The organism is Nocardia sp. NPDC056611, from assembly GCF_042792755.1.
In the GTDB taxonomy this organism is placed as follows: domain Bacteria; phylum Actinomycetota; class Actinomycetes; order Mycobacteriales; family Mycobacteriaceae; genus Nocardia.
The window spans coordinates 67,293-89,499 of record NZ_JBHTVV010000010.1 but is presented as its reverse complement, the minus strand read 5'-3'; the positions used below and the strand labels follow the sequence as shown (position 1 = coordinate 89,499).

General features: G+C 69.3%; 19 protein-coding genes. 8 read left to right on the top strand and 11 right to left on the bottom strand.

The window, feature by feature from the left end; all coding sequences use genetic code 11:
• Window positions 1–55: 55 nt before the first annotated feature.
• Window positions 56–463: a hypothetical protein gene (locus ACFRAQ_RS34165; protein ID WP_379107151.1), complete on the bottom strand. Its 408-nt coding sequence runs from the start codon at window positions 461–463 to the stop codon at window positions 56–58.
• A 161-nt stretch (window positions 464–624) separates the two neighbouring features.
• On the opposite strand from ACFRAQ_RS34165, the gene ACFRAQ_RS34160 reads away from it, so the two are divergent.
• From ACFRAQ_RS34160 to ACFRAQ_RS34145, 4 genes are all read left to right on the top strand, one after another.
• Window positions 625–1,461 carry a nitrilase-related carbon-nitrogen hydrolase gene (locus tag ACFRAQ_RS34160; protein WP_379107149.1) on the top strand — a complete coding sequence of 279 codons (837 nt, stop codon included), beginning with the start codon at window positions 625–627 and terminating at the stop codon, window positions 1,459–1,461.
• On the top strand, window positions 1,458–2,879 hold the full coding sequence (hydA, locus tag ACFRAQ_RS34155; protein ID WP_379107146.1) for a dihydropyrimidinase: 1,422 nt from the start codon (window positions 1,458–1,460) through the stop codon (window positions 2,877–2,879). Before ACFRAQ_RS34160 ends, hydA begins: the two co-directional genes overlap by 4 nt.
• Before the next feature lie 30 nt (window positions 2,880–2,909).
• On the top strand, window positions 2,910–3,950 hold the full coding sequence (locus tag ACFRAQ_RS34150; RefSeq protein WP_379107144.1) for a TIGR03842 family LLM class F420-dependent oxidoreductase: 1,041 nt from the start codon (window positions 2,910–2,912) through the stop codon (window positions 3,948–3,950).
• 420 nt (window positions 3,951–4,370) lie between these two features.
• A complete protein-coding gene (locus ACFRAQ_RS34145) occupies window positions 4,371–5,801 on the top strand; it encodes a lipase family protein (protein WP_379107142.1) in 1,431 nt (476 codons plus the stop codon).
• 7 nt (window positions 5,802–5,808) lie between these two features.
• Here ACFRAQ_RS34145 and ACFRAQ_RS34140 read toward each other — a convergent pair whose 3' ends face one another.
• Window positions 5,809–6,327 carry an NUDIX domain-containing protein gene (locus ACFRAQ_RS34140; RefSeq protein WP_379107140.1) on the bottom strand — a complete coding sequence of 173 codons (519 nt, stop codon included), beginning with the start codon at window positions 6,325–6,327 and terminating at the stop codon, window positions 5,809–5,811.
• A gap of 198 nt (window positions 6,328–6,525) precedes the next feature.
• On the opposite strand from ACFRAQ_RS34140, the gene ACFRAQ_RS34135 reads away from it, so the two are divergent.
• Complete coding sequence (locus ACFRAQ_RS34135) at window positions 6,526–6,909, top strand: nitroreductase family deazaflavin-dependent oxidoreductase (protein WP_379107138.1); 384 nt, start codon at window positions 6,526–6,528, stop codon at window positions 6,907–6,909.
• A 54-nt stretch (window positions 6,910–6,963) separates the two neighbouring features.
• Here ACFRAQ_RS34135 and ACFRAQ_RS34130 read toward each other — a convergent pair whose 3' ends face one another.
• The gene (locus tag ACFRAQ_RS34130) at window positions 6,964–7,182 is read right to left on the bottom strand and encodes a hypothetical protein (protein WP_379107135.1); all 219 of its coding nucleotides are present in this window, start codon (window positions 7,180–7,182) and stop codon (window positions 6,964–6,966) included.
• Between the two features lie 205 nt (window positions 7,183–7,387).
• Between ACFRAQ_RS34130 and ACFRAQ_RS34125 the strand changes: the two genes are divergently transcribed.
• Complete coding sequence (locus ACFRAQ_RS34125) at window positions 7,388–8,932, top strand: glycosyltransferase family 39 protein (protein WP_379107225.1); 1,545 nt, start codon at window positions 7,388–7,390, stop codon at window positions 8,930–8,932.
• On the opposite strand, the gene ACFRAQ_RS34120 is transcribed toward ACFRAQ_RS34125, so the two are convergent.
• The 4 genes from ACFRAQ_RS34120 to ACFRAQ_RS34105 all read right to left on the bottom strand — a co-directional run bounded on the left by ACFRAQ_RS34120 (window position 8,862) and on the right by ACFRAQ_RS34105 (window position 15,811).
• The gene (locus ACFRAQ_RS34120; RefSeq protein WP_379107133.1) at window positions 8,862–10,346 is read right to left on the bottom strand and encodes an ABC1 kinase family protein; all 1,485 of its coding nucleotides are present in this window, start codon (window positions 10,344–10,346) and stop codon (window positions 8,862–8,864) included. The genes ACFRAQ_RS34125 and ACFRAQ_RS34120 overlap by 71 nt on opposite strands.
• A 101-nt stretch (window positions 10,347–10,447) precedes the next feature.
• Window positions 10,448–12,508: a CocE/NonD family hydrolase gene (locus ACFRAQ_RS34115; protein ID WP_379107131.1), complete on the bottom strand. Its 2,061-nt coding sequence runs from the start codon at window positions 12,506–12,508 to the stop codon at window positions 10,448–10,450.
• Between the two features lie 317 nt (window positions 12,509–12,825).
• Window positions 12,826–14,037 (bottom strand): PucR family transcriptional regulator, encoded by a 1,212-nt coding sequence (locus tag ACFRAQ_RS34110; RefSeq protein WP_379107129.1) that lies wholly within the window; start codon window positions 14,035–14,037, stop codon window positions 12,826–12,828.
• A gap of 10 nt (window positions 14,038–14,047) precedes the next feature.
• Entirely contained in the window at window positions 14,048–15,811 is a 1,764-nt protein-coding gene (locus ACFRAQ_RS34105; RefSeq protein WP_379107224.1) for an AMP-dependent synthetase/ligase, read from the bottom strand.
• A gap of 330 nt (window positions 15,812–16,141) precedes the next feature.
• On the opposite strand from ACFRAQ_RS34105, the gene glnA reads away from it, so the two are divergent.
• Window positions 16,142–17,578 carry a type I glutamate--ammonia ligase gene (gene glnA / locus ACFRAQ_RS34100; protein ID WP_379107127.1) on the top strand — a complete coding sequence of 479 codons (1,437 nt, stop codon included), beginning with the start codon at window positions 16,142–16,144 and terminating at the stop codon, window positions 17,576–17,578.
• Here glnA and helR read toward each other — a convergent pair.
• Window positions 17,548–19,740 carry an RNA polymerase recycling motor ATPase HelR gene (helR, locus tag ACFRAQ_RS34095; protein WP_379107124.1) on the bottom strand — a complete coding sequence of 731 codons (2,193 nt, stop codon included), beginning with the start codon at window positions 19,738–19,740 and terminating at the stop codon, window positions 17,548–17,550. The genes glnA and helR overlap by 31 nt on opposite strands.
• Complete coding sequence (locus tag ACFRAQ_RS34090; protein WP_379107122.1) at window positions 19,733–20,392, bottom strand: nuclear transport factor 2 family protein; 660 nt, start codon at window positions 20,390–20,392, stop codon at window positions 19,733–19,735. Before ACFRAQ_RS34090 ends, helR begins: the two co-directional genes overlap by 8 nt.
• A gap of 135 nt (window positions 20,393–20,527) precedes the next feature.
• Here ACFRAQ_RS34090 and ACFRAQ_RS34085 point away from each other — a divergent pair, with 135 nt between their 5' ends.
• Window positions 20,528–21,307, top strand: a complete 780-nt coding sequence (locus tag ACFRAQ_RS34085; protein WP_379107120.1) for a helix-turn-helix domain-containing protein — start codon at window positions 20,528–20,530, stop codon at window positions 21,305–21,307.
• A 12-nt stretch (window positions 21,308–21,319) separates the two neighbouring features.
• Here the strand turns inward: ACFRAQ_RS34085 and ACFRAQ_RS34080 are convergent, their stop codons facing one another.
• Complete coding sequence (locus tag ACFRAQ_RS34080) at window positions 21,320–21,763, bottom strand: PIN domain-containing protein (protein WP_379107118.1); 444 nt, start codon at window positions 21,761–21,763, stop codon at window positions 21,320–21,322.
• Window positions 21,760–21,975, bottom strand: a complete 216-nt coding sequence (locus ACFRAQ_RS34075; protein ID WP_379107115.1) for a type II toxin-antitoxin system VapB family antitoxin — start codon at window positions 21,973–21,975, stop codon at window positions 21,760–21,762. The genes ACFRAQ_RS34080 and ACFRAQ_RS34075 overlap by 4 nt, the downstream gene beginning before the upstream one ends.
• Between the last annotated feature and the right edge of the window lie 232 nt (window positions 21,976–22,207).

The window sequence follows — 22,207 nt, the reverse complement described above, 5'->3', positions numbered from 1 at the left end:
CCCGTCTCCTTTCGGAGGCGGGCCTCTTCGTCTGCGCGGAAGCCGGAGCCGGGGCTCAGCTTCCGGGGATGAAGCCCGGGTAGACCCAGTGGCTGACCCCGCCGCCGGGGGCCAGGTAGCCGGTGACATTGGGGTAGTTCATCGCCAGTCGCTTGAGCTGGTGCGGGTTGCCGTCGGCGTCGGCCTGGAAGCAGCTGGTGGTGACGCCGTGGAAACCCGAGCACACGATCCGGGTGGAATTGCCGAATGGCGAGGTCAAACGGGCGCGGTCGACCAGGGGGTTCCAGTAGTCGAGGTCGCTGGGGGTCAGGAAACCGGTGGCTTCGAAGACGTAGATCGGGCTGTTCGGCTGCTGGACCGGCCAGTCGTCGGCCGAGGCGGTACCGGCGCCGAGGGTGAAGGCGGCCCCGGTGACGACGGCGGCCGCGGCCAGCCGGGTGACGCTGCGGGTGATCATGTTCATGTACCCCTCCATGGAACGTCGATAGACACTGCGCGCATCAGTATCACACCGGCGCGCGATCCTCGGTCCAGTCCCGGTGGCGGCGGCGTTCCCGGGAAACTGTTCCCCATTTGTCGCCGTGTTTTACCTGCCCGCCATCGCGGGAGGTGGAACATCAGTGGATGGCGAATGTGCGAGCGGCGCTGGTGCAGACGAGCTGGACCGGCGACAAGGAGTCGATGATCAAGGCGCACGAGGATTATGCGCGTCAGGCGGCCGCGGCCGGGGCGAAGGTGATCTGTTTCCAGGAACTGTTCTACGGGCCGTACTTCTGCCAATTGCAGGACACCAAGTTCTACGACTACGCCGAATCGGTGCCGGGCCCGACCGTGGAGCGATTCGCGGCGCTGGCCCGCGAACTCGGCCTGGTCATGGTGCTGCCGGTGTACGAGCAGGAACAGCCGGGCCTGCTCTACAACACCGCGGCGGTGGTCGACGCCGACGGTCGCTATCTCGGCAAATACCGCAAACACCACATTCCACACGTGAACGGGTTCTGGGAGAAGTTCTACTTCCGGCCCGGAAATCTGGGCTGGCCGGTCTTCGACACCGCGGTCGGCCGGATCGGCGTCTACATCTGCTACGACCGGCATTTCCCCGAGGGGTGGCGGGCGCTGGGCCTGGCGGGCGCGGAGATCGTGTTCAACCCCTCCGCTACCTCGCGGGGATTGTCGAGTTATCTGTGGAAGCTCGAGCAGCCCGCCTCGGCGGTGGCCAACGAATACTTCATCGGGGCCATCAACCGGGTGGGCATCGAGGAGTACGGGGACGACGATTTCTACGGCACCAGCTACTTCGTCGACCCGGAGGGGCAGTTCGTGGGGGAGGTGGCTTCCGACACCGCGCCCGAACTCGTCGTGCGCGACCTGAACATGGACCTGATCAAGGTGGTGCGCGATCGCTGGGCCTTCTACCGCGACCGCCGCCCCGACGCCTACGGAAAGCTGGTGGAGCCGTGAGCATCACCTTCATCCACGGCGGAACCGTGGTGTCCGCCACCGGAACCCAACCCCTCGACGTCCTCATCGACGGTGAGACCATTGCCGCGGTGGTCCGGCCGGGCTCCACCGCGCTGGGCGCCGACCTGGCCGCGGCCGCCGACACCGTCATCGACGCCACCGGCAAATATGTGATCCCCGGCGGCGTCGACCCGCACACCCACATGCAGCTGCCCTTCGGCGGCACCGAGGCCTCCGACACCTTCGAGACCGGGACCCGCGCCGCGGCGTGGGGCGGCACCACCACCATCGTCGACTTCGCCGTGCAGAAGCCGGGGGAGCGGGTGCAGGACAGCCTGGCGCTGTGGCACGAGAAGGCGGACGGGCGCTGCGCCATCGACTACGGGTTCCACCAGATCGTCGGCTCGGTCGACGCCGAATCCCTGAAGGGCATGAGCGAATTGGTGGCCGAGGGCGTCACCAGCTTCAAACTCTTCATGGCCTACCCGGGCGTCTTCTACTCCGACGACGGGCAGATCCTGCGCGCCATGCAGACCGCCGGCGACCTGGGCGCGATGCTGATGATGCACGCCGAGAACGGGATCGCGATCGATGTGCTCGTCGCGCAGGCCCTGGCCCGCGGCGAGACCGCCCCGGTGTATCACGGTCTGACCCGGCCGTGGCAGATGGAGGAAGAGGCGACGCACCGCGCGATCATGCTGGCGCAGTTGACCGGTGCGCCGCTCTACGTCGTGCATGTCTCCGCCAAGCAGGCCCTGGAACAGATCGCCGAGGCGCGGGGCAAGGGGCAGAACGTGTTCGGCGAGACCTGCCCGCAGTACCTGTACCTCTCCCTGGAGGAGAACCTGGCCGCACCGGGTTTCGAGGGCGCCAAATGGGTGTGCTCGACTCCGCTGCGCGCCCGCGCCGAAGGGCATCAGGACGAGCTGTGGCGCTACATCCGCACCGGTGACGTCTCCACCGTGGCCACCGACCACTGCCCGTTCTGCATGAAGGACCAGAAGGAACTCGGGCTCGGCGATTTCAGCAAGATCCCCAACGGGATCGGCGGCGTCGAACACCGCCTCGACCTGATGTTCCAGGGCGTCAAGGACGGTCGCATCTCGCTCGAGAAGTGGGTGGAGGTGTGCTGCACCGCCCCGGCGCGGATGTTCGGGCTGTACCCGCGCAAGGGTGTGATCAGCCCCGGCGCGGACGCCGATGTGGTGATATACGACCCGAACGGGCACACCGGCATCGGGGTCGGCAAGACCCATCACATGAACATGGACCACTCGGCCTACGAGGGCTTCGAGATCGACGGCCACGTGGACACCGTGCTCGCGCGCGGCCGGGTGATCGTCGACGGCGGGCAGTACCTGGGCAGCGCCGGGCACGGCCGATTCCTGAAACGCGGCCTGTCGCAGAGTCTCATCTGACCCATCGGCCAACGAGGGGAGAGTTCCGGTATGGACATCGGTGTGGTGTTGCAGTGCAACCCGCCCGCCTCCCGGGTGATCGAACTGGCCAGAATCGCGGAGACGCACGGGTTCTCGCACGTGTGGACCTTCGATTCGCACCTGCTGTGGCAGGAGCCGTACGTCATCCACAGCCAGATCCTCGCCGCGACCCGGCGGGTGGTGGTCGGGCCCATGGTGACCAATCCCGCCACCCGCGACTGGACGGTCACCGCGTCCACCTTCGCCACCCTCAACGACATGTTCGGTAACCGCACCATCTGCGGGATCGGCCGCGGCGATTCGGCCGTGCGCACCCTGGGCGGCCGGCCTGTGAACCTGGCGACGCTGCGCGAATCCATCGGCGTCATCCGGGAATTGGGCAATGGCCGCAGTGCGCGGATCGGGGACACGGTGATCCACTTCCCGTGGGCGAGCGAGTCGCGGCTGCCGGTATGGGTGGCCGGATACGGGCCGCGCGCCCTGGAACTCGCCGGGGAGGTGGGCGACGGGTTCATCCTGCAGCTCGCCGATCCCGACATCACCGCCTGGACCATCGCCCGCGTGCGCGCGGCCGCCGAACGTGCGGGCCGCGATCCGGGTGCGATCACCATCTGCGTGGCCGCGCCGGCCTACGTCACCGACGGCACGCCCGAGGCCCTGGCCCACGCGCGCGAGCAGTGCCGCTGGTTCGGCGGGATGGTCGGCAACCATGTTGCCGAGATCGTGGCCCGCTACGGCACGCACTCCGAGGTGCCCGACGCGCTGACCGACTACGTCGCGGGCCGCCGGGGGTACGACTACAACGAGCACGGCCGGGCCGGGAATCCGCACGCGGACTTCGTGCCCGACGAGATCGTGGACCGGTTCTGCGTGCTCGGCACCCCCGACCAGCACCTGGCCCGGCTGCGCGAACTCGAGGCGCTGGGCGTCGACCAGTTCGCGGTCTACCTGCAACACGACGCCAAGACCGCGACCCTCGACGCGTACGGCGAATCGGTCCTGCCGCGCCTCACGCCCGCGATCGAAGCCACAGTCCACCAGTCGTTGTGATGTAGATCACACTTTTATCAAATCGATATAAACGCAGATGGAACGCGTTCTACCGTGTAGTTCCGGTCGGGTTGCTGAAAGTTCTCCGGGCAAAGGCCTTCCCTTTGATTGTGAACCGTGGATGATTCACATACCCGACATGTCATGGATAGATGAGGAGTAGCAAGTGACCGGATCCGCTGAGGATTTCCTGGCTGCAGTTCTGATCAAGACCATCACGGGTCTGTTCAGCGGCAGCGCCGGTGGTAGCACCCAGCCGACCGCCTGAACGTAGCAAGACACCGAGAGCCCATCGAATCGCGCGGGATTCGGTGGGCTCTCGGCGTTTCCGGCGGACGCGCCGACGACGGTCGGAACGACACGACGCGACCGCGGCAGCCTCCCGCATTCGCGCGGTGTCATGTCGTAGCTTGAACGACCGTGAGGCAACTGACCGCGACGCTGGTGGTTCTGGGTCTTTCCATCCCCCTGGGGCAGGTCCCCGCGCAAGCGGAGCCGGATCCGCCGGCATCCGGGGTGGTGACGGTGGCGCCGTCCGCCGGGGCGCCGGAAGCGCCGAATCCGCTGCAGCAGTGGATCGATGAGCATGTGCCCGCGCCGATGAAGATGGTCCCGCGCGCGGCGCGGCCGCTGGCGGCACCGGGCGATCTGCCGCCGGAACTGACGGAGTTCTGGAAGGCCGTGCAGTCCCCGCCGACGGGCGACCCGCTGTTCGACGCCTGGCCCGCCGATCTCGAGCGCTACGCGCCCGGTGAGATTCTGGATTCGCGCGATGTGACGGACTCGGCGCGCCCGACCATGCTGTTGTTGAACCTCACCGGCATCTCGCGGGCCACGCTTCTGAAGTTCCGCACCACCAACTCCGCGGGCGAGCCATCGATCGGCACCGCGACCCTGGTCCTGCCGCCGAAGGAGTGGACCGGGCCCGGCCCGCAGCCGGTGCTGGTGAACGCGCCCGCCACCAATTCGCTCAACAAGCGCTGCACCCCCGGGTACGTGCTGGCCCACGGCATGGAGGTGCCGACCGGCAACGACTTCACGCCGTCACCGACCACCTGGGCGCTCGAGCACGGGTACGCGCTGATCATTCCCGACCACGAGGGGCCGCTGATGGCCTACTCGGAGCCGACGGTCGCCGGGCACAACGTGCTGGACTCGATCCGCGCGGTCCGCGAGTTCGCCCCGGATCGGTTCGGGAACAGTCGTTTCGCCTCGACCGGCTACTCCGGCGGCGCGATCGCGTCCAACGCCGCGGCCATGCTGGTGTCGGACTACGCGCCGGAGTTGCTCCCGTATTTCGCGGGTGCGAGCTTCGGGGGGCTGGTCAACGACTATCGCCGCTTCGCCCACACCTTCGACGGCTCCTACATCTCCGCGTTCCTGCTCAGCACCGTGCTCGCGCTCGGCCGCGAGCACCCGGAAATCCTCGGCCTCATGAACCACGCGGCGCAGTGGCTGGCGACCTCGCCCATCAAGGACAACTGCAGCGGCAGTTTCGGTGCGCTCGGGATCGCGCCCATCCCGGTCGACATCATGGCCAAGGTCGACAAGTCCCTGGACAGCGCGGCGGCCGAATCGGTGTTCCGGCAGCTGAGCATGCAGGACCGGAAATCGGGTGTGCCGCTGTTCATCTACCACGGCGTCCACGATCCGTGGGTTCCCGTGTCGGAGGCCGAGGAACTGTGGCGCGCGCAGTGCGAGCTGGGCGTGGCCGCGACGAAGAACATCGTCGGGGGTGAGCACCTCGCCGCCTACGTCAGCTCCTACGGCGCGACCATGGACTGGCTGGATCAACGCCTGCGCGGCGTCCCTACCTCGGGAAACTGTGCCGCGCCCACCGGCGGCCGGTGACGCCGGTTCAGCGCAGCAGATCCCCGATCAGCACCCGGGTGTCGGGGACAAACGGCCAATGCGGGTCCTCCACGTAGGAGCGCAGCTCCTCGTCGCTCCACCACCAGCCGTCCACGATCTCCTCGGGCTGATGGGTGATCGGGCCGTCGTAGCGCAGCTCGTAGGCGAACAAGTGACAGCGCATCGGCCGTCCCTCCCACTCGCCGTCCCAGGCCGCGGCCGCCAGCGGCAGCGGCCGGTCGTCGTGCGGGCCCAGCATGATGCCCAGTTCCTCGCCCAACTCGCGGACCGCGGCCTCGGCCGGATCCTCGCCCGGTCCCAGCACCCCGCCGGCCAGGCAGTCGTGCATGCCCGCGAAGACCGCCTTGGTGTCGGTCCGCTTGTGCACGTACACCTTCGACCCGTCGAGCGACCGCACCAGCACGCCCGCACTGGCATGCCAGAGGCCCCGCTCGTACACCACGGCGCGCTCCTGCGCGCCGACCTCACGCCCGACCGCGTCGTACACCGCGATCATCTCCGGCATGTACGGGCCCTCCTCGCTGCCGCGCCGCGGGACCCGGCGCTCTGAACAGCACTTTAGTGATGCCGCCGGGCGGACGAGCGGTACGGTCGAGTATCGCGGCGCGCCGCGGTTCCACCCGCTGTCGCGAGGGGGCCGCCGGGGTCCGCGCGGCGGCGTAGCCTCAGGGGCGCAACCGTTTTCGTCAGGGAGGACGAGACCATGCCACTGCCGCGGACATTGGCGAGGATCAATCGCCGGATCAGCAATCCGGTGTTGGGGATCGCGGCCCGCGTCACGCCGCTGTTCGGGGTCGTGGTGCACCGGGGACGCAAGTCGGGGCGGGTGTACCGGTCCCCGGTCATGGTCTTCCGGCGCGCGGACGGCTACCGGATCGCGCTGACCTACGGGCGGGACGTGGACTGGCTGAAGAACATTCGCGCCGCGGGCAGCTTCGAGTTCGAGACCCGCGGGCGCACCGTCACCCTCACCGATCCGGTCCTCGGGCACGACGCCAGCGCGTCCTGGGCGCCGCCGCTGGTGCGGCAGGTGCTGGTGGGCCTGAACGCCGCGGACTATGTCCAGGCCCGGCCCGTGGACCGCTGACCGGCGGCATGCTCGAAATTTGCCGGGGGTGGTTCGGGCCGGGTCGGCGACCGTTCAGCGCACCCGGAGCCGGATGATGACGCAGCCCTGCTGCCAGCTCTGGTAGGCGTCGGCCCGATTCGGAGCGCCGTCGGCGTCGAATCCGATGCCGTTGAACTTCGCCCACTGCTTGTTGTGGCGGGCGATGGCCTCGGAGAGCCGGATGACCGTGTCCTCGTCGGAGAGCACCTCCGCGTCGGCGCTGTGCGTCGGGCCGCCGAACGACACTTCCAAGGGGGACGTCCTCGCGGATATTGCTCACCCACGGGCGCTTGGCGGTGCCGATCAGGATGTCGCCCTCGTGGCGGGTGTAGGCCAGCGGCAGCGTTTCTGAAACTGGCGTACGGCGCGGTGCCGCGTCCGAAATTTGCTGGAAAGAAGCTGTAGATTTCGAGTGTTCGCAGCATGATCCGGTGGCGAGGAGCGCGCGTTGACCGATGTGGTGGATCGACCGGCCCGGTCGAACGGTGGTGGACGGCATGCCAAGCCCGTGGAGCGGCCGCCGTTCGCCTGGCTGACCGTGGCCGCGGTCGCGGTGCCCGCCGCCGTGGTGCTGCTGCTGTCCGCGCGCCGCTACGGCTACTTCGGCGACGAGCTGTACTTCCTGGCCGCGGGCCGCCGCCCGGCGTTCGGCTATGCCGATCAGGGCCCGGTGCTGCCCCTGCTGGCGCGGTTGATGGACACCATCGCGCCGGAGTCCTACTTCGTGCTGCGGCTGCCCGCGGTCGCGCTGACGGTGACCGCGATCGTGTTGTGCGCCCTGCTGGCCCGCGAATTCGAGGGCGGCCGCTGGGCGCAGCTGCTGGCGGCCATCGGCTACGCGAGCTCACCGTTCCTGCTGTTGCAGGGCACCATGCTCACCACCAATGCCGTCGACACCGCGCTGTGGGTCATCATCACCTGGCTGGTGGTGCGCTGGGTGCGGACCCGCGACGATTGGCTGCTGCTGGCCGCCGCCCTCGTCACCGCCGTCGACATGCAGGTGAAGTGGCTGATCCCGTTCTTCTGGATCGCGGTCGTGATCAGCAGCATGCTGTGCGGGCCGCGGGAATTGGTGCGCAGACCGCTGCTGTGGACCGGCGGCGCGATCGTGGTGCTGGCCACCGTGCCCGAACTCGTCTGGCAGGAACGCCATTCGTGGCCGCAGTTGAAGATGGGCGGGGTGATCGGGTCCGAGCAGGGCATCCTGGGCGGGCGGCTGCTGTTCCTGCCCATGTCGATCAGCCTGGCCGGATACCTCGGGGCGCTGCTGCTGCTGTGGGGATTGTGGGTGCTGCTGCGCTGGGATGTGCTGCGACCCTACCGGTTCCTGGGCGTCACGCTGCTGCTGTTGTTCGCGGCGTTCCTGATCACCGGCGGGCGGATCTACTACGCGGCGGGCATGTACGCGGTCATGATCGCGGCGGGCGCGGTCGGTGTGGTCGGCACGGCCGAGCGCATCGCACCGCTGTGGCGGCGGGCGCTGACCGCGGGCATAGCCGTACTCGCCGTGGGCGCAACGGCTTTCACGCTCTACTCGACGCCGTGGCGGCCCGCCGAGGAGGTGCATCCGCCCAAGGACGATGCCGAGGCGGCGATCAATATCGGCGTCTACGGGTCCTTCGGCTGGCACGAGCTCACCGACGAGGTGACCCGCGCCTACGACGCGCTCAGCCCGGCCGAGCGTGAGCGCGCCATCATCATCACCGACACCTATTGGCAGGCCAGCGCTCTGGACGAGTTCGGCCGCACGCACCTGCCGCCGCTCTACAGTCCCAGCCGCGGTTTCGGCTACTTCGGCACCCCGCCCGACGACGCCTCGGTGGTCCTGGCCGTCGGCGGCTACGAGGCGGTGCTGCGCAGCCAGTTCGAGCACATCGACCCGGTCGGCAAGGTCGACACCCGCCTCGGGTTCAAGGGCAATACCCAGGACGTCACCATCTGGAAGTGCTCGGGTCGGAAGAAGCCGTGGTCACAGGTGTGGCCGCAGTGGATGCACCTGTAAACGGCCGGACCACCGCCGCCGCAGCCGCCTCGCGGTCGCGGCAGGTGCGCACCGCCGCCGCCAATCGCGGGAGCGGCGCGACCAATTCGTCGCTCAGCGGGCCGTGCAGGCCGAGCTGACAGAGCACGCCGGTGGCGGCCAGGATGGTGCGCCCGATCGGCGCGTACTCCGGCCGGGTGGTGAGGTGGCGCGACACATTGGACAGGCTCGGCTCGGTGGCGCGCCGCACCTGGGCGCGCAGCCACGCCTGGGTCAGGTGGGCGTCGCGGTGCCGGTACAGGTCCACGATCGGGTCCACCATGCCGACCAGGTCGGCGATCGCGAAGTCCCGTTCCGGGCGCACGAATCCGTGCTCGCGCAGCGCCACCTCCAGGTCGGCGGGGCTGCCGTTGAGGGCCGCCTCGCCGATATCGCCCACCAGCGTGGGGAATTCGGCTGGGAACGGTGAGCACGCGCCGAAGTCCAGGACGCCCAGGCGGCCGTCGGGCAGCATCCGGAAATTGCCCGGATGCGGATCGGTGTAGAGCAGCCCGGTCCTGGCGAAGCTCGACATGACGAATCGGGTCACCAGCAGTCCGGCCCGGGTGCGCTCGGCGGGCGTGCCCGCGGCGATCACCCGGTGCAGCGGGACGCCGTCGAGCCATTCGGTGACCAGCACGTCGCCCTGCTGATCCACCACCGCCGGGAGGTGGAAGTCGGGGTCGTCGGCGAACGCGGCGGCGAAGATCCTTTGCGTGGCGGCCTCTTCGGCGTAATCGAGTTCCGCGCCGATGCAGGCGGCGAACGCCTCGGTCACCGCCCGGGTGTCGAGGTCCGGGGCGAAGACCTTGGCCAGCGGCGCGAGCCGGCGCATGTGCTCGAGATCCGCCGCGACCGCCGCCCGGGCCCCGGGATACATGAGCTTCACCGCGACCCGCCGCCCATCCGGCCACACCGCGCGATGCACCTGTCCCACCGAGGCGGCGGCCGCCGCGCGAGTGTCGAACTCGGCGAACCGGTCCCGCCACCGGTCGCCCATCGACGCGGCCATGGCCCCGTCGACCGCGGCGGGCAGCATCGCGGGCACCGAATCCTGGAGCCGCGTCAACGCCTCCCGATACGGCTCGCCCAGCTCCGGCGGCAACGCCAGTTCGTAGAGCGCCAGCAGCTGACCCAGCTTGGCCGCGACGCCCTTGAGCTCGCTCAGCACCTCGAACATGTGCTGGGCGGTGCGCGCCTGGATATCGAGTTCGACCTCGCGGGACGGTGTTCCGAGCGCCCGCCGCCCGAGCCCGCCCACCCGGCGCGCGGCATAGGCCACCGGCAGCGCGGTGATCTTGGCGGTCCGGGCCGCGGCGCGGGTCGGCAGGCCGTCGGCCGAGCCGGTCGAGCGGCGGCGCGCACCCCGCACACCGCCCTGGCGCGGTTCGAGCATCGAGAACCTCCGAAACGTCGAGAGCCTCACTGTGTCACGGTGTCGATCTTCGCGGCTGGGCGGCGGTGACCGCAAGGACCGGACAGGCGACCGCGACGGGCCTAGCGCCCGAACGCCGTGGCCGGACCGAGCGGCACCACCAGCGCCGACGGATACGCGGCGGTCCGCTGGATCTGCTGCGCGGTGCCCAGCAGCCGGCCCAGATCGGCCGGATTCGGGATGGTCGACGGGAACGTGCCGCTGGTGATGCGCAGCCGCAGCGCGTGGCCGGGTTCCAGCCGGTGGAAGGCGGGGCGGATCTTGATCTCCATCCGCACCACGTCGCCGGGGGAGAGCAGCTGCTCGTTCTCCTTCAGCACGGTGTGCTCGGGCGCATACACGGTGCCGTCGCCGCTGCGCCAGGTCTTGCCGTCGTCGAGGGTGCGCTGACTGGCCAATTGCGAACCGCCGGTGATGTTCACGGCCGTCCCGTCCGGCGCGACGTCATCGAGCCACACCTGGAAGGCGGCGTCCGAACCGGTGGAGGAGGCGTACAGGGTGACGGACGACGGCCCGGCCAGCATGGTCGGCTCGGTCACCGGGTCCATGGTGTAGCGCAGCCCGGCGGTCGGGTTGCGCACCCACTCGGTGCACGGGTTGGAGACGGTGAAGACCCGGAACACGAAGTCGAACAGGCCCGCCGCCCACTGGCCCAGCGTCTCGCGATTGCAGATATTGTCGATTCCGGTGTAGTTCAGGCGATCCGAGGCGTCGACGGCCGTCGGCCTGTCCGCGACGAGGCGGTCGCCGTCGAAGTAGCGCTGCTCGACAGCGGCCTGCTCGAACGGATAGCGCGCGGTGTCGGCGGCGGTGTTGTTCGCGTCGATGACGTGCAGCGGCGTGCGGGTCTCGTCGATGCCGTTGGGAATGTCCTTGAGCCACCGGTCGAACCAGGCCAGGGTGATCTGGTCGGTGTCCATCCGCGAGCCCGGGCCCAGGCCGAGGCCGACGTGATACCAAGGGCCCATGAGCAATTGGTAGCGCCCGTCGGCCTGCTGATCGGCGGCCATCGGCGCGAACTGGTCGCGCCCGGCGGCCAGATTCTGCAACTGCGCGTAATTGCGCACCGCGCCTTCCTGATACAGGTCCCACCAGCCGTCCACCTGGTACATGGCGATGCCGTTGTCGACCAGGTTGTGCAGATCGGTCTCGAAACGCCGTTCACGCCACCAGGAGTTGTCGTAGGCGGTGGCGCCGCCGGTGTAGGCGTCGAAGAGCAGTTTCACGGTGCTGGTGTCGGGGCCGACCAGGGCGGCGAGGTGATCACCGAGGGACTTCAGGAAGGTCTGCGGCGACAGCGGCGCGGTCAGGAACGGGCCGATCAGGCTCAGGTACGGGACCATGAGCGAGATGACGGTCAGCAGCAGCGGGCTCATCATGCCGTCGTGGTTGAGCACCTCGTCGAAGATATTGTTGGGCACCGCGAACGGCACGATCGCCTTCAACGGCGAATCGGGGCCGATGCTCTCGGCGGTGCGCATGGCCGACAGGCCGGGGAAGGAGTAGCCGTACATGCCGACCTTGCCATTGGAGCCGGGCAGTGTGGCCGCCCAGTCCACCAGCTCCACACCGTCCTTGCCGTCCTGCTGCGAGGCCGGGCTCCACGCGCCGGTGGAGCCGCCGGTGCCGCGCACATCCGCGGTCACCTCGATGTAGCCGTGCCGGACCAGCATGTCCTGCATGGAAGTGGCCTGATTGATGACCCGTCGCGCATCCTTCAACTGATCGGGCAGCTGGATGTGCAGCTCGTCGATGACCGAGGTGATGGCGGCGGTCAGCGCGCTGGCCACCGCACCGTAGGTGGTGAAGTTGACGACCACCGGGAACTCGCCCGCGGCCCGCTGCCCGGTCGCCGGATCGGTCGGATACCGCACCTCGGCCTGCAACTGGGTGCCGTCCGACAGGGAAACCACTTGTCCGAGTTGATAACCCACGCCGTACCGCTCCGGTGTGGGCCGGTAGTCCGAGGGCAGGCCGAAGTTGGCGGGCGCGTCGGGCACCGGCCCGAACACGGGCGCGGCCCCCGACGGCGTGGTGGCGGCGATGGTCATGGCGAGCGCGGAGAAGCCCGCCACGGCCCAGGGGGCCAGGCGGCAGCGGCGCGGCCGGAAGGTGCTGCTCAACGAAGTACCTCTGCGGATGGTCGGGAGGTCCCGGCGGGCGCGGACCGGATGCCGCGCCGCATGACCTCGTCGTCGGTGTTCAGCACACCGCACAGTGCCCGCGCGCCGGTATCGGCAATCGCCAAGAGAGTAGCCGAGGGCATTGTGCAGCCGACCAAACCGCGGGCTCGGGGGAACGGGCAGGAGGAACGACAGTCCACCACGCGGGTACGTTGCGGACCGCGACCAGGAGCCGTGTGCGACGGACCGGGATGCGCGGCGTGCGGCGCGGACCGGCGGCGTGCAGCCACCCGGCGTGGGATCGGTGGCGGCGCCAACTACGGTGCGAAGCAGGCGGTTTCGAGCCGCCGGGCGATCCGGGCGGCCGACAGGGTCATGGCGTCGGTCGGGCGGTGCGGATCCAGGCCCGTCAGCTCGTGCACCCGGGCCAGGCGATAGGTGACGGTATTGCGGTGGACGTTGAGCAGCCGGGCCGTGGCCAGCTGGTTGAAGCCGGTGTCCACGAACACGTCCAGGGTGTCGGTCAGCACCGTCTGACTGTCGAGCGGCTCGAGCACGGCCGCCAGCCCGGGGCGCGCGGAACCACCTGCGGCGACGGTGTATTCGAACATCAGGTCCGCGCGGCGGCACACCGGCTGCGGGCGGCCCAGGCAGCGGCCGAGCTCGGCCAGCGTGCGCACCTCGGCGAACACCTCGGGGATCGCGGCGCGGCTCGCCGCGGTGGCGACGCCGACCCAGAACGGGGCGGGCGCGGCCGAGCGCGGCTGCTCGGCCGGTGCGGAGTGCCCGAGAGCGAGCCGGCCCGGCAGGCGCGCGGTGAGCGCCGCCAGGGTCGCCGTGCCGTCGTCGCCGGAATGCAGTGGCAGCAGGGCTGTCCAGCCGCCGCTGTCCAGGCGCAGGAACACACCCGGGATGGCTTCGATGCGGTGGCGCAGTTCGCTCGTGTCGCCGCCGCGGGCGGACCCGAGCCGGAAGGCGGCGAGCAGGAACGCGTCGGGCACCGCCACCGCGGGTTCGCCCGCCCACTCGACGGGGTCGCGGCCGGTGAGCAGCGCGTCGGCAATGGCCCGGCGGCGTTCCAGCAACTCCCAGCGCGGGTCGTGGGCGCGCTGCGCGCAGGCGGTGGCGATGCGGGTGGTGAGCAGGGTGATGTAGCGCAGCAGCGAGATCGCGGCGTCGTCGAGGAGTTCGCGTTCGGGTCCGTGGGCGGTCTCGCGCACCCGCGACCAGATCAGCTCCGCGCCCAGGCTGTATCGGTTGAGCACTTCCTCGAGCGTCTCGCCGTCGCGGATGCGGCTCAACGCGATCTGCACGACCTCGGCGGTGTCCTCGGGCGAGGGCGCGACACCGGTGCGCAGGAACTCGAAGAACAGGTCCACGTTCAGGGCCGTGCCGCGCTCGAAACCGCTGGTCACCAGGGATTCCGGGAGCTTGGGGTAGGGCGGCGCGAGGGCGGGGAATTCCGCGCGCGCCACGACGGCGCGTCGGTACAGCTCCTCGAGCGTCCGATCCCGTAATCGCGCGTGCATAACTCTCCTACTACCCGTACAGCGACTCGATAGTAGCGGCGTAGGTGATAGCTATGGGTTTGCGCCTGAGTTTTCCGGTCGCCGTGAGGTGATCGGAGCCCGGGATCCACACCTCCGGCAGCACCGCGAACTTCTTGATCTGCTCCACCCGTGAGAGCTTGCCGTTCGCCGCGTCCACGCCTTCCTGGAGGGTGGCGAGCACGCGCGGATCGCGGGCCAGGGCCGCGATGTCCCGCTCGGTTAGCTGATGGCGCTCGGCGAACGCGGCGGCCAGGTCGGGGTCCAGGCAGATCAGCGCGGTGTTGTAGGCGCGACCCTCACCGATCGCCACCACCGCACCCGCCAGGGGAGTGTGCTCGGTGACGGTGTTCTCGATAGTGGTGGGCGACATGTTCTTGCCGGCCGCGTTGATGATGAGTTCCTTCTTGCGGTCCACGATCCGCAGGAAGCCCTCGGTGTCGAGTTCGCCGATATCGCCGGTGTGCAGCCAGCCGTCGGCATCCACGGTCTCGGCGGTCTTGGCGGGCTCACCGCGATAGCCGCGCATCACGCTGCCGCCGCGCACCAACACCTCGCCGTCCTCGGCGATGGCGACTTCGGTGCCGGGGAACGCGGTGCCGACGGTGCCGATCTTGATGCGGGCCGGGCGGTCCATGGTCGCGCCCGCGGTGCACTCGGTCATCCCGTAGCCCTCGCACAGCGGCAGGCCCAGGCCGAGGAAGAACTCGTGGGTGTCCTTCGGGATCGGGGCGGAGCCGGTGACGGCGATGCGAATCCGGTCCAGGCCCAGCTGCGCTCGCACGGCCGACAGCACCAGGCGATCCGCCAGCCGGAACCGCCAGGTGTCGAGGACGTTCAGCGTGCGTCCCTCCGACGCCGCGCGGGCTCGCGCCCGGCCGCTCGCGATCGCCCAGGCGATGAGGCGGCGTCTGATCGAGCTCGGCTCGGCGGCGAAGCGTTCCTCCAGCGCCGCTTTGACTTTCACCCACACGCGCGGCACACCCATGAACACGGTCGGATGCACCTCGGACAGCGCCGCGGCGACCTGTTTCAGGTCCGGGCAGGTGGTGATCTGGCCGCCGGTCAGGATCGAGAGATAGTGCGAGAGCCAGCGATTGGCGGCGTGCGCGTCGGGCAGATAGGAGATCACCCGGTCGGCGGGGGTGCCACCGCCGAACTCGTCCACCACACGGGCGTTCTCGAGGAAATTGGTGTGGGTGAGCTCCACGCCCTTGGGCGGGCCGGTGGTGCCGGAGGTGTAGACGATGGTGAGCAGATCCTCGGGAGCCACGGCGCGCCAGGCGGATTCGAAGTCGAACCCGCCCGGCGTGGCGGCCTCGATCTCCGTCAGTACGACGCACCCCGCGAGCGCCTCGTCGACACAGATCACGTGTTCCACGGTCGCGCCCTGCTCGGCGGCCCGTGCCACCGCGGCGCGGACCTGCGGCGCGAACTGCGCCTCGCAGATCACGGCCTTGTTGCCCGCATTGGTGAACTGGTAGGCGAGCACCTCCACCGGATTGGTGTTGTACACCGAGAACGGGGTCGCGCCGGTGTGCAGGATCGCGGTGTCGCACAGGTGGAATTCGGGCCGGTTGGTCATCATCAGCGCCACCGTGTCGCCCCGGCCGACGCCGAGCGCCGCGAGGCCGGTGGCGATGGCGCGCACCCGGTCGGCGTACTCGCGCCAGGTGATCGAGACCGCCCCGCCGAGGGTGCGCAACGCGATCGCGTCCGGATAACGGGCGGCGGTGGCCTGGAACGCCTCGACCATGGTGCGCGGGGTCGTCCCCGCTACCGATGTTGAACTCACGGTTCCAGCAGATCGCACAGCGTGTGGGGCGGACCAGGGGCAATGGAGAAGAACTGGGACAGGCGAGTTGTGCACTGTGCCAAAACACAGGGGGAGCGGCAGGGCAGGCCGGAGCCGTGGATCCCGCGCCGACGTCTGCACGCTGACCATTGTAGCGAATGATCTTGGTGCACAAGCTCATTCGTCTCCGTCCGGGTGTCTCCGCGACGTAACCTGTTAGCACGACAGGACCGCCGGACCCCGACCGGGCCGTCCGATCGGGTAGGCGTGCGCGGCCACGAGGAGGCAGCGGTGATCACCCCTACCACCAATGGAGTACAGGACTACATCGACGCCGAGGACGTCGAGTACGTCGACATCCGCTTCTGCGACGTCCCCGGCATCCAGCAGCACTTCTCGATCCCGGCGAGCATGTTCGGCCCGGAGCTGGTCGAGGACGGCATCGCCTTCGACGGCTCCTCGGTGCGCGGCTTCCAGGCCATCCACGAATCCGACATGCTGTTGCTGCCGGATCTGCGCACCGCGCAACTGGATTCGTTCCGCGCCGCCAAGACCCTCAATATCAGTTGTTTCGTGCACGACCCGCACACCCGCGCCGCCTACAGCCGCGACCCCCGCAATGTGGCCCGCAAGGCCGAGGAATACCTGCGCTCCACCGGAATCGCCGACACCGCCTATTTCGGCCCCGAAGCCGAGTTCTACATCTTCGACACGGTCCGTTACGACACCGGCATGAACCGGGCCTTCTATGAAGTGGATTCGTCGTCGGCGGACTGGAATACCGGCGAGAGAGTCAATCCCGACGGAACTCCCAACCGCGGCTACAAAGTCCGGCCCAAGGGCGGCTATTTCCCCGTCGCCCCCTACGACGCCGACGTCGATCTGCGCGACGCCATGTGCACGCACCTGCAACAGGCCGGATTCGAATTGGAGAAGGGCCACCACGAGGTCGGCACCGCCGGACAGGCCGAGATCAACTACCGGTTCAACACCCTGCTCGCCGCCGCCGACGACCTCATGCTCTACAAGTACATCATCAAGAACACCGCCTGGGCGGGCGGCAAGACCGTCACCTTCATGCCCAAACCGCTCTTCGGCGACAACGGGTCCGGCATGCACGTGCACCAATCCCTGTGGAAGGACGGCGCGCCGCTGTTCTACGACGAGGCGGGCTACGCCGGACTGTCGGATCTGGCCCGGCACTACATCGGCGGGCTGCTGCACCACGCGCCGTCACTGCTGGCCTTCACCAACCCGACGGTGAACTCCTACAAACGCCTCGTCCCCGGCTACGAGGCCCCGGTGAATCTGGTCTACAGCCAGCGCAATCGCTCCGCCGCCGTACGCATCCCGGTGACCGGCACCAATGCCCGCGCCAAACGTCTCGAATTCCGCTGCCCCGACTCCTCGGGCAACCCGTACCTGTCCTTCGCCGCCATGATGATGGCCGGACTCGACGGCATCACCAACAAGATCGAGCCCGCCCTGCCGGTCGACAAGGACCTCTACGAACTCACCCCCGAGGAGTCCGCCGAGGTCACCCAGACCCCGGCCGGCCTCGACGCGGTCATCGACCGTCTCGAGGCCGACCACGACTACCTCACCCAGGGCGGGGTGTTCACCGAGGACCTCATCGACACCTGGATCCGCCTCAAGCGCGACACCGAGATCGCCGAGATCAACCTGCGCCCCCACCCCTACGAATTCGAGCTGTACTTCGACGTGTAGAGCCCGGTCAGGGCACGCGGGAGCGGGCCCCGGTGCAGGACGCCCAGGCGCTGGGTGGCGCGGGTGAGGGCGACGTACAGTTCGGCCGCGCCGCGGGGGCCGTCGGCGAGGATGTGCTCGGGCTCGACCACCAGGACGGCGTCGAACTCGAGGCCCTTGGTCTCCGAGGCGGGGACCGTGCCCGGCATACCGGGCGGGCCGATCACGATACTGGTGCCCTCGCGGGCGGCCTCGTCGCGGACGAATTCCTCGATGGCCGAGGGCATGTCGTCGGTGGAGAGCTGCCGGGCCCAGGGTTGGACGCCGCAGGCTCGGACCGAATCCGGCGGGGTGACGTCGGGGGAGAAGTCGGCGAGCACGGCCGCGGCGACGGCCATGATCTCCGCCGGGGTGCGGTAGTTCACGGTGAGCGAGCGGTACTGCCAGCGGCCCGGAACGTAGGGGTCCAGCATCGCGCCCCACGAGGTCGCGCCCGCCGCGGAACGACGCTGTGCGAGATCGCCCACCACGGTGAAGGAATGGCCGGGGCAGCGGCGCATCAGCACCCGCCAATCCATGGCCGACAGCTCCTGGGCCTCGTCGACCACGATGTGCCGGTAGGTCCAATCCCGGTCCGCGGCAGCGCGTTCGGCCAGTTCACGGGTGTCGCGTTCGATGAACCGCTCGGCCAGGTCCTCGCCGTAGAGCATGTCGGTGGCGAACAGATGGTCCTCGTCGTCCATGTGGTCGGCGCGGCTCACCAGCAGATCCAGCACGCCCTCGGCGTAGGCGGCCTGCGCCTTGCGTTCCCGCTCGGCGGCGGCTTCCTCGGCGGAGGTGTCGCGGCCCAGCAGGTCGGCCAGCTCGTCGAGCAGCGGGACATCCGACACCGTCCAGGCCTCGCCCTCGGCCCGCCAGAGCGACTGGTCGGCGCCCGCCGCGCGCAGCCGGTCGGTCGACGACAACAGTTCCGCCAGTAGCTGTTCCGGCGTGAGCGTCGGCCACAGTTCGTCGAGCAGGGCGGTGAAGCCCTCGTGCTCGGCGAGTTCGGTGCGCAGGTCGGTGCGCATGTTCTCCCACGCCTCGCGGTCCTCGCGGGTGAGCCAGCCCCGACCGATGCGGGCGATCGCGCGCTCGGTCAACGCCCAGGTGAGCACCTCCACGAAAGTGGCGCGGGCCAGATTGTGCGGCAGACCGCTCTCGCGGGCCTCCGACCGCGCCCAGTCCGCGATGTCCGCGCCGATGCGGACCGTCACATCCGAGAGCTCCAGGGACGCCGGCTCCGCAGGCACCCGCTGCCGGTCCGCGATCGCCGCTTTCAACACCTCGAGGATGCCCAGCGCACCCTTGAGCCGGGCCACCTCCGGAACATCCTCGGCGGTCGCGTGCACGCCGGGCATGAGATCCGCGGTGGTGGTGAACACCACGTTGGTCTCGCCCAGCGACGGCAGCACGCGCCCGATGTGCTTCAGGAAGGCCGTATTCGGGCCCACCACGAGCACGCCGTTGCGTTCCATCTGCTCACGCTGCGTGTACAGCAGATACGCCACCCGGTGCAGCGCCACCACGGTCTTGCCGGTGCCCGGCCCGCCCTCGATCACCAGCACGCCCGGGTGATCGAGCCGGATGATGCGGTCCTGCTCGGCCTGGATCGTCGCCACGATGTCGCGCATGCCCTCGCCGCGCGGCGCGTTGACCGCCGCCAGCAGGGCCGCGTCACCGCGCTCCCCGTCCCCGGGACGGCCGAACACCTCGTCGGTGAAATCCACCACGTCACGGCCCCGCGTGTGGAATTGGCGACGCCGGCGCATGCGCTCCGGGGTCGCGGCGGTCGCGGTGTAGAACGCCTGCGACGCCGGGGCCCGCCAATCCTGCAGCAGCGGCTCGAATTCGTTGGTCTCGTCGTAGATGCCGATCCGGCCGATGTAGGCGTGCTCGCCGGTCTCGCTGTCGAGACGCCCGAAGCACAGGCCGTTGTCGGCCACACCCAGCCGGGTCATCTCCTTGGCCAGCGCCCGCGCCTCGGCATCCCGCTCCACCAGCACCGTCGCATTGCCGCGCACCGTCAGCGTCTCGCCGTACCGGCCGCGCACCCGCGCCCGCTCGGCGTCCAGCCGTTCATACAGCCCGGCCACGTAGTCGCGCTCGGACCGCAGTTCGTTCTCGTATCCCTGATCAGACATCAGCACCACACCTTCCGCCCAGCCGGTCCCCGGCCGCCGCCCGCGCGCCATCCGCGCAGGCCGCAGCCCTCGGCCAGCGATTGTGCGCCACCACGGGGGCCTTGCCGCAAGCCCCCCACTGCGATATATGTTGAAAGGGGAGAGAGGTACAGCCCTCCCCGATTCCCCTTCGCGCAGCCGCTACGCGGCGGTCGGCCGCTGCCCGCCCGACACCAGGTTCATGATGTCCTTGTTGCCGTCGGCCCACTGCGCGGACATCACCATGGCCTCGACCTTCCACACCGGCCACCAGGCGCAAGCCGATCCGGTAGGTGCCGCCCAGCGTCCAGCGCGGCGAACCGAGCGGATTGGCCAGCAGATGCACCGCCTGGAAGACGGCGGTCACCTCGGCCCGATCACCGTCGACGGTCACCAGATGATTGCCCAGCAGATGCTGCGTGGCGTCGAACGCGCCGATCAACTTCTCCCAATCCGCCCGAATCTGACCAGGATTCACCGTCGCGGGCTCACCACCCCACACGCTCGAGTAGTCGAGGGTGACCACGTCGGCGAAGACGCCCGGGAAGGCGTCCCAGTCGCGAATGTCGATGAACCAGAACAGGCGGGTGACGGCCTCGATGATGTCGGCGCGCTGCTGAGCGGTGGCGGTCATGGCAAAACTCCTCCGGTGCAAGGGAATCGGTGGTGAACTCTCGCCACCGAGCCTGCTCGCCCGCGCCGGCGGCAACCAGTGCACGCCGTGCCTCGTACTCGCGGGGCCACCCGGGTCCTGTGTCACACTGCGGACATGGCCGTGCGCGAGGATCTGGCGGAATTCCTGAAGTCCCGGCGGGCGCGCGTCGATCCGCGAGACACCGGACTGCCGCCCTCGGGGCCACGCCGGGTCCCCGGTCTGCGCCGCGCCGAACTCGCGCACCTCGCCGGAATCAGCGCCGAGTACTACCAGCGCCTCGAACAGGGCCGCGCCGCCAACCCCTCCGCCGAAGTCCTCGACTCCCTAGCCGCCGCCCTGCGCCTCAACCCCGTCGAAACCGAGCACCTGCACGCGCTCGCCCGCCCGCCCCGGCGCTCCGAAACCACGTCCGCCGCACCGCGTCCCGAACTGCTGCGCATGCTCGACCTGATCGACAAGGCTCCCGCCGCGCTCATCACCGACCTGTTCGACGTGCTCGCCGCGAACCCGCTGGCGCACTACGTCTTCGGCGATCTGATCGGCGACAATATGGCCCGCTCACTGTTCTTCGCCCCCGCCGCCCGCGCCTTCTATCTCGACTGGGACGACGTGGCCGCCGCCACCGTCGCCCAGCTGCGCCGCGTCGCCGGCCGCTACCCCGACGACCCCGCCACCACCGCCCTCATCGACGAACTCGCCACCGGCAGCCCCGCATTCGCCGCCCTCTGGCGCGCCGGCGACGTCGAACACCGCACCCACGGCGGCAAACGCGTCCGCCACCCCCACTCCGGCGATCTCACCCTCGCCTACGAGAACCTCGAACTACCCGGCGATCCCCGCCGCCGCATCGTCACCTTCACCCCCGCCCCGGACACCACCCTGCCGGTCCTGTGACGGACCGCGCGGTCACTCCGCGGTTCCGCGCGGAACGATCCACTGGTGTCGCAGTGTCGGGAAGACGCCGGCGATCAGTTCGAAATGCCTGTCGTAGTGCAGAACCGTGGCGTCGTAATGGACCGCGGTCGCCGCGATCAGGACATCCGTCGCCTGGGCGGAACGGCCGTGGCCGTGCGCCCAGAGTTGTTGCCGGATCGTGCGTACCAACCGGTCGATCGCGGGATCCATCGGGAGGAAACGGAACACTCCCGTATAGATCGTGATGATGCGTTCCAGGTCCTGGGCATTGCGGGCGCTATAGCAGGCCTCGTCCAGCGTGACGGCATTCGAGCACAGGACGCCGACGGCGGCGTTGAGGCGGTCGAATGCCGCGCGCACGGCCGGGCGGGTTTGAATTCGGGATACCGCGCTGTGATCGGCGAGGTACAGCGCGAGATTTCCGCCGCCGGTCATCGCGGCTGCTGCGGCTCGGCCTCCCCGGTCGGTTCGGCCTCGGGTAGGAAGGGCGCCGAGTCGGCGAACCACGCGATGGCGTCGTGCTGCTGACGTTGCTGGACCAGCAGGCGCAGCGCCGTGCGGACGGTCTCGGTTTTCGTGGCCCCACCGGTGACCCGCCGGGCCTGTTCCATGAGGTCATCCGGAATGTCGATCAGGGTTTTCGTCATGGTCACCTCCACGGGGATATATAAATCGTCCCTGAAGTATATCCGAGCCGGTGCGCGGCGGCTCGCCGATCAGGAATCGCCCAACGAGACGCGCCGAGGGTGGTTACGGGTTCGTTCGGTGTGTTGTCGTTAGATTGGGGGCAGGACGGATCGACCGCGACGCGAGAGTGGCCCGCAGGGAGGCGGGTTCGTGTCGAGGTGCGGGAATACCGTTGTGACACAACGTGCCACG

Coding starts and splice junctions, on each gene's coding strand:
- ACFRAQ_RS34120 (WP_379107133.1), bottom strand. CDS start 10,346: ATGCTCGAACCGCGCCAGGGCGGTGTGCGGGGTGCGCGCCGCCGCTCG.
- helR (WP_379107124.1), bottom strand. CDS start 19,740: ATGTCTGATCAGGGATACGAGAACGAACTGCGGTCCGAGCGCGACTAC.
- ACFRAQ_RS34105 (WP_379107224.1), bottom strand. CDS start 15,811: ATGGTCGAGGCGTTCCAGGCCACCGCCGCCCGTTATCCGGACGCGATC.
- ACFRAQ_RS34085 (WP_379107120.1), top strand. CDS start 20,528: ATGGCCGTGCGCGAGGATCTGGCGGAATTCCTGAAGTCCCGGCGGGCG.
- ACFRAQ_RS34135 (WP_379107138.1), top strand. CDS start 6,526: ATGCCACTGCCGCGGACATTGGCGAGGATCAATCGCCGGATCAGCAAT.
- ACFRAQ_RS34080 (WP_379107118.1), bottom strand. CDS start 21,763: ATGACCGGCGGCGGAAATCTCGCGCTGTACCTCGCCGATCACAGCGCG.
- ACFRAQ_RS34160 (WP_379107149.1), top strand. CDS start 625: ATGGCGAATGTGCGAGCGGCGCTGGTGCAGACGAGCTGGACCGGCGAC.
- ACFRAQ_RS34140 (WP_379107140.1), bottom strand. CDS start 6,327: ATGCCGGAGATGATCGCGGTGTACGACGCGGTCGGGCGTGAGGTCGGC.
- ACFRAQ_RS34090 (WP_379107122.1), bottom strand. CDS start 20,392: ATGACCGCCACCGCTCAGCAGCGCGCCGACATCATCGAGGCCGTCACC.
- ACFRAQ_RS34165 (WP_379107151.1), bottom strand. CDS start 463: ATGAACATGATCACCCGCAGCGTCACCCGGCTGGCCGCGGCCGCCGTC.
- ACFRAQ_RS34075 (WP_379107115.1), bottom strand. CDS start 21,975: ATGACGAAAACCCTGATCGACATTCCGGATGACCTCATGGAACAGGCC.
- ACFRAQ_RS34150 (WP_379107144.1), top strand. CDS start 2,910: ATGGACATCGGTGTGGTGTTGCAGTGCAACCCGCCCGCCTCCCGGGTG.
- ACFRAQ_RS34110 (WP_379107129.1), bottom strand. CDS start 14,037: ATGCACGCGCGATTACGGGATCGGACGCTCGAGGAGCTGTACCGACGC.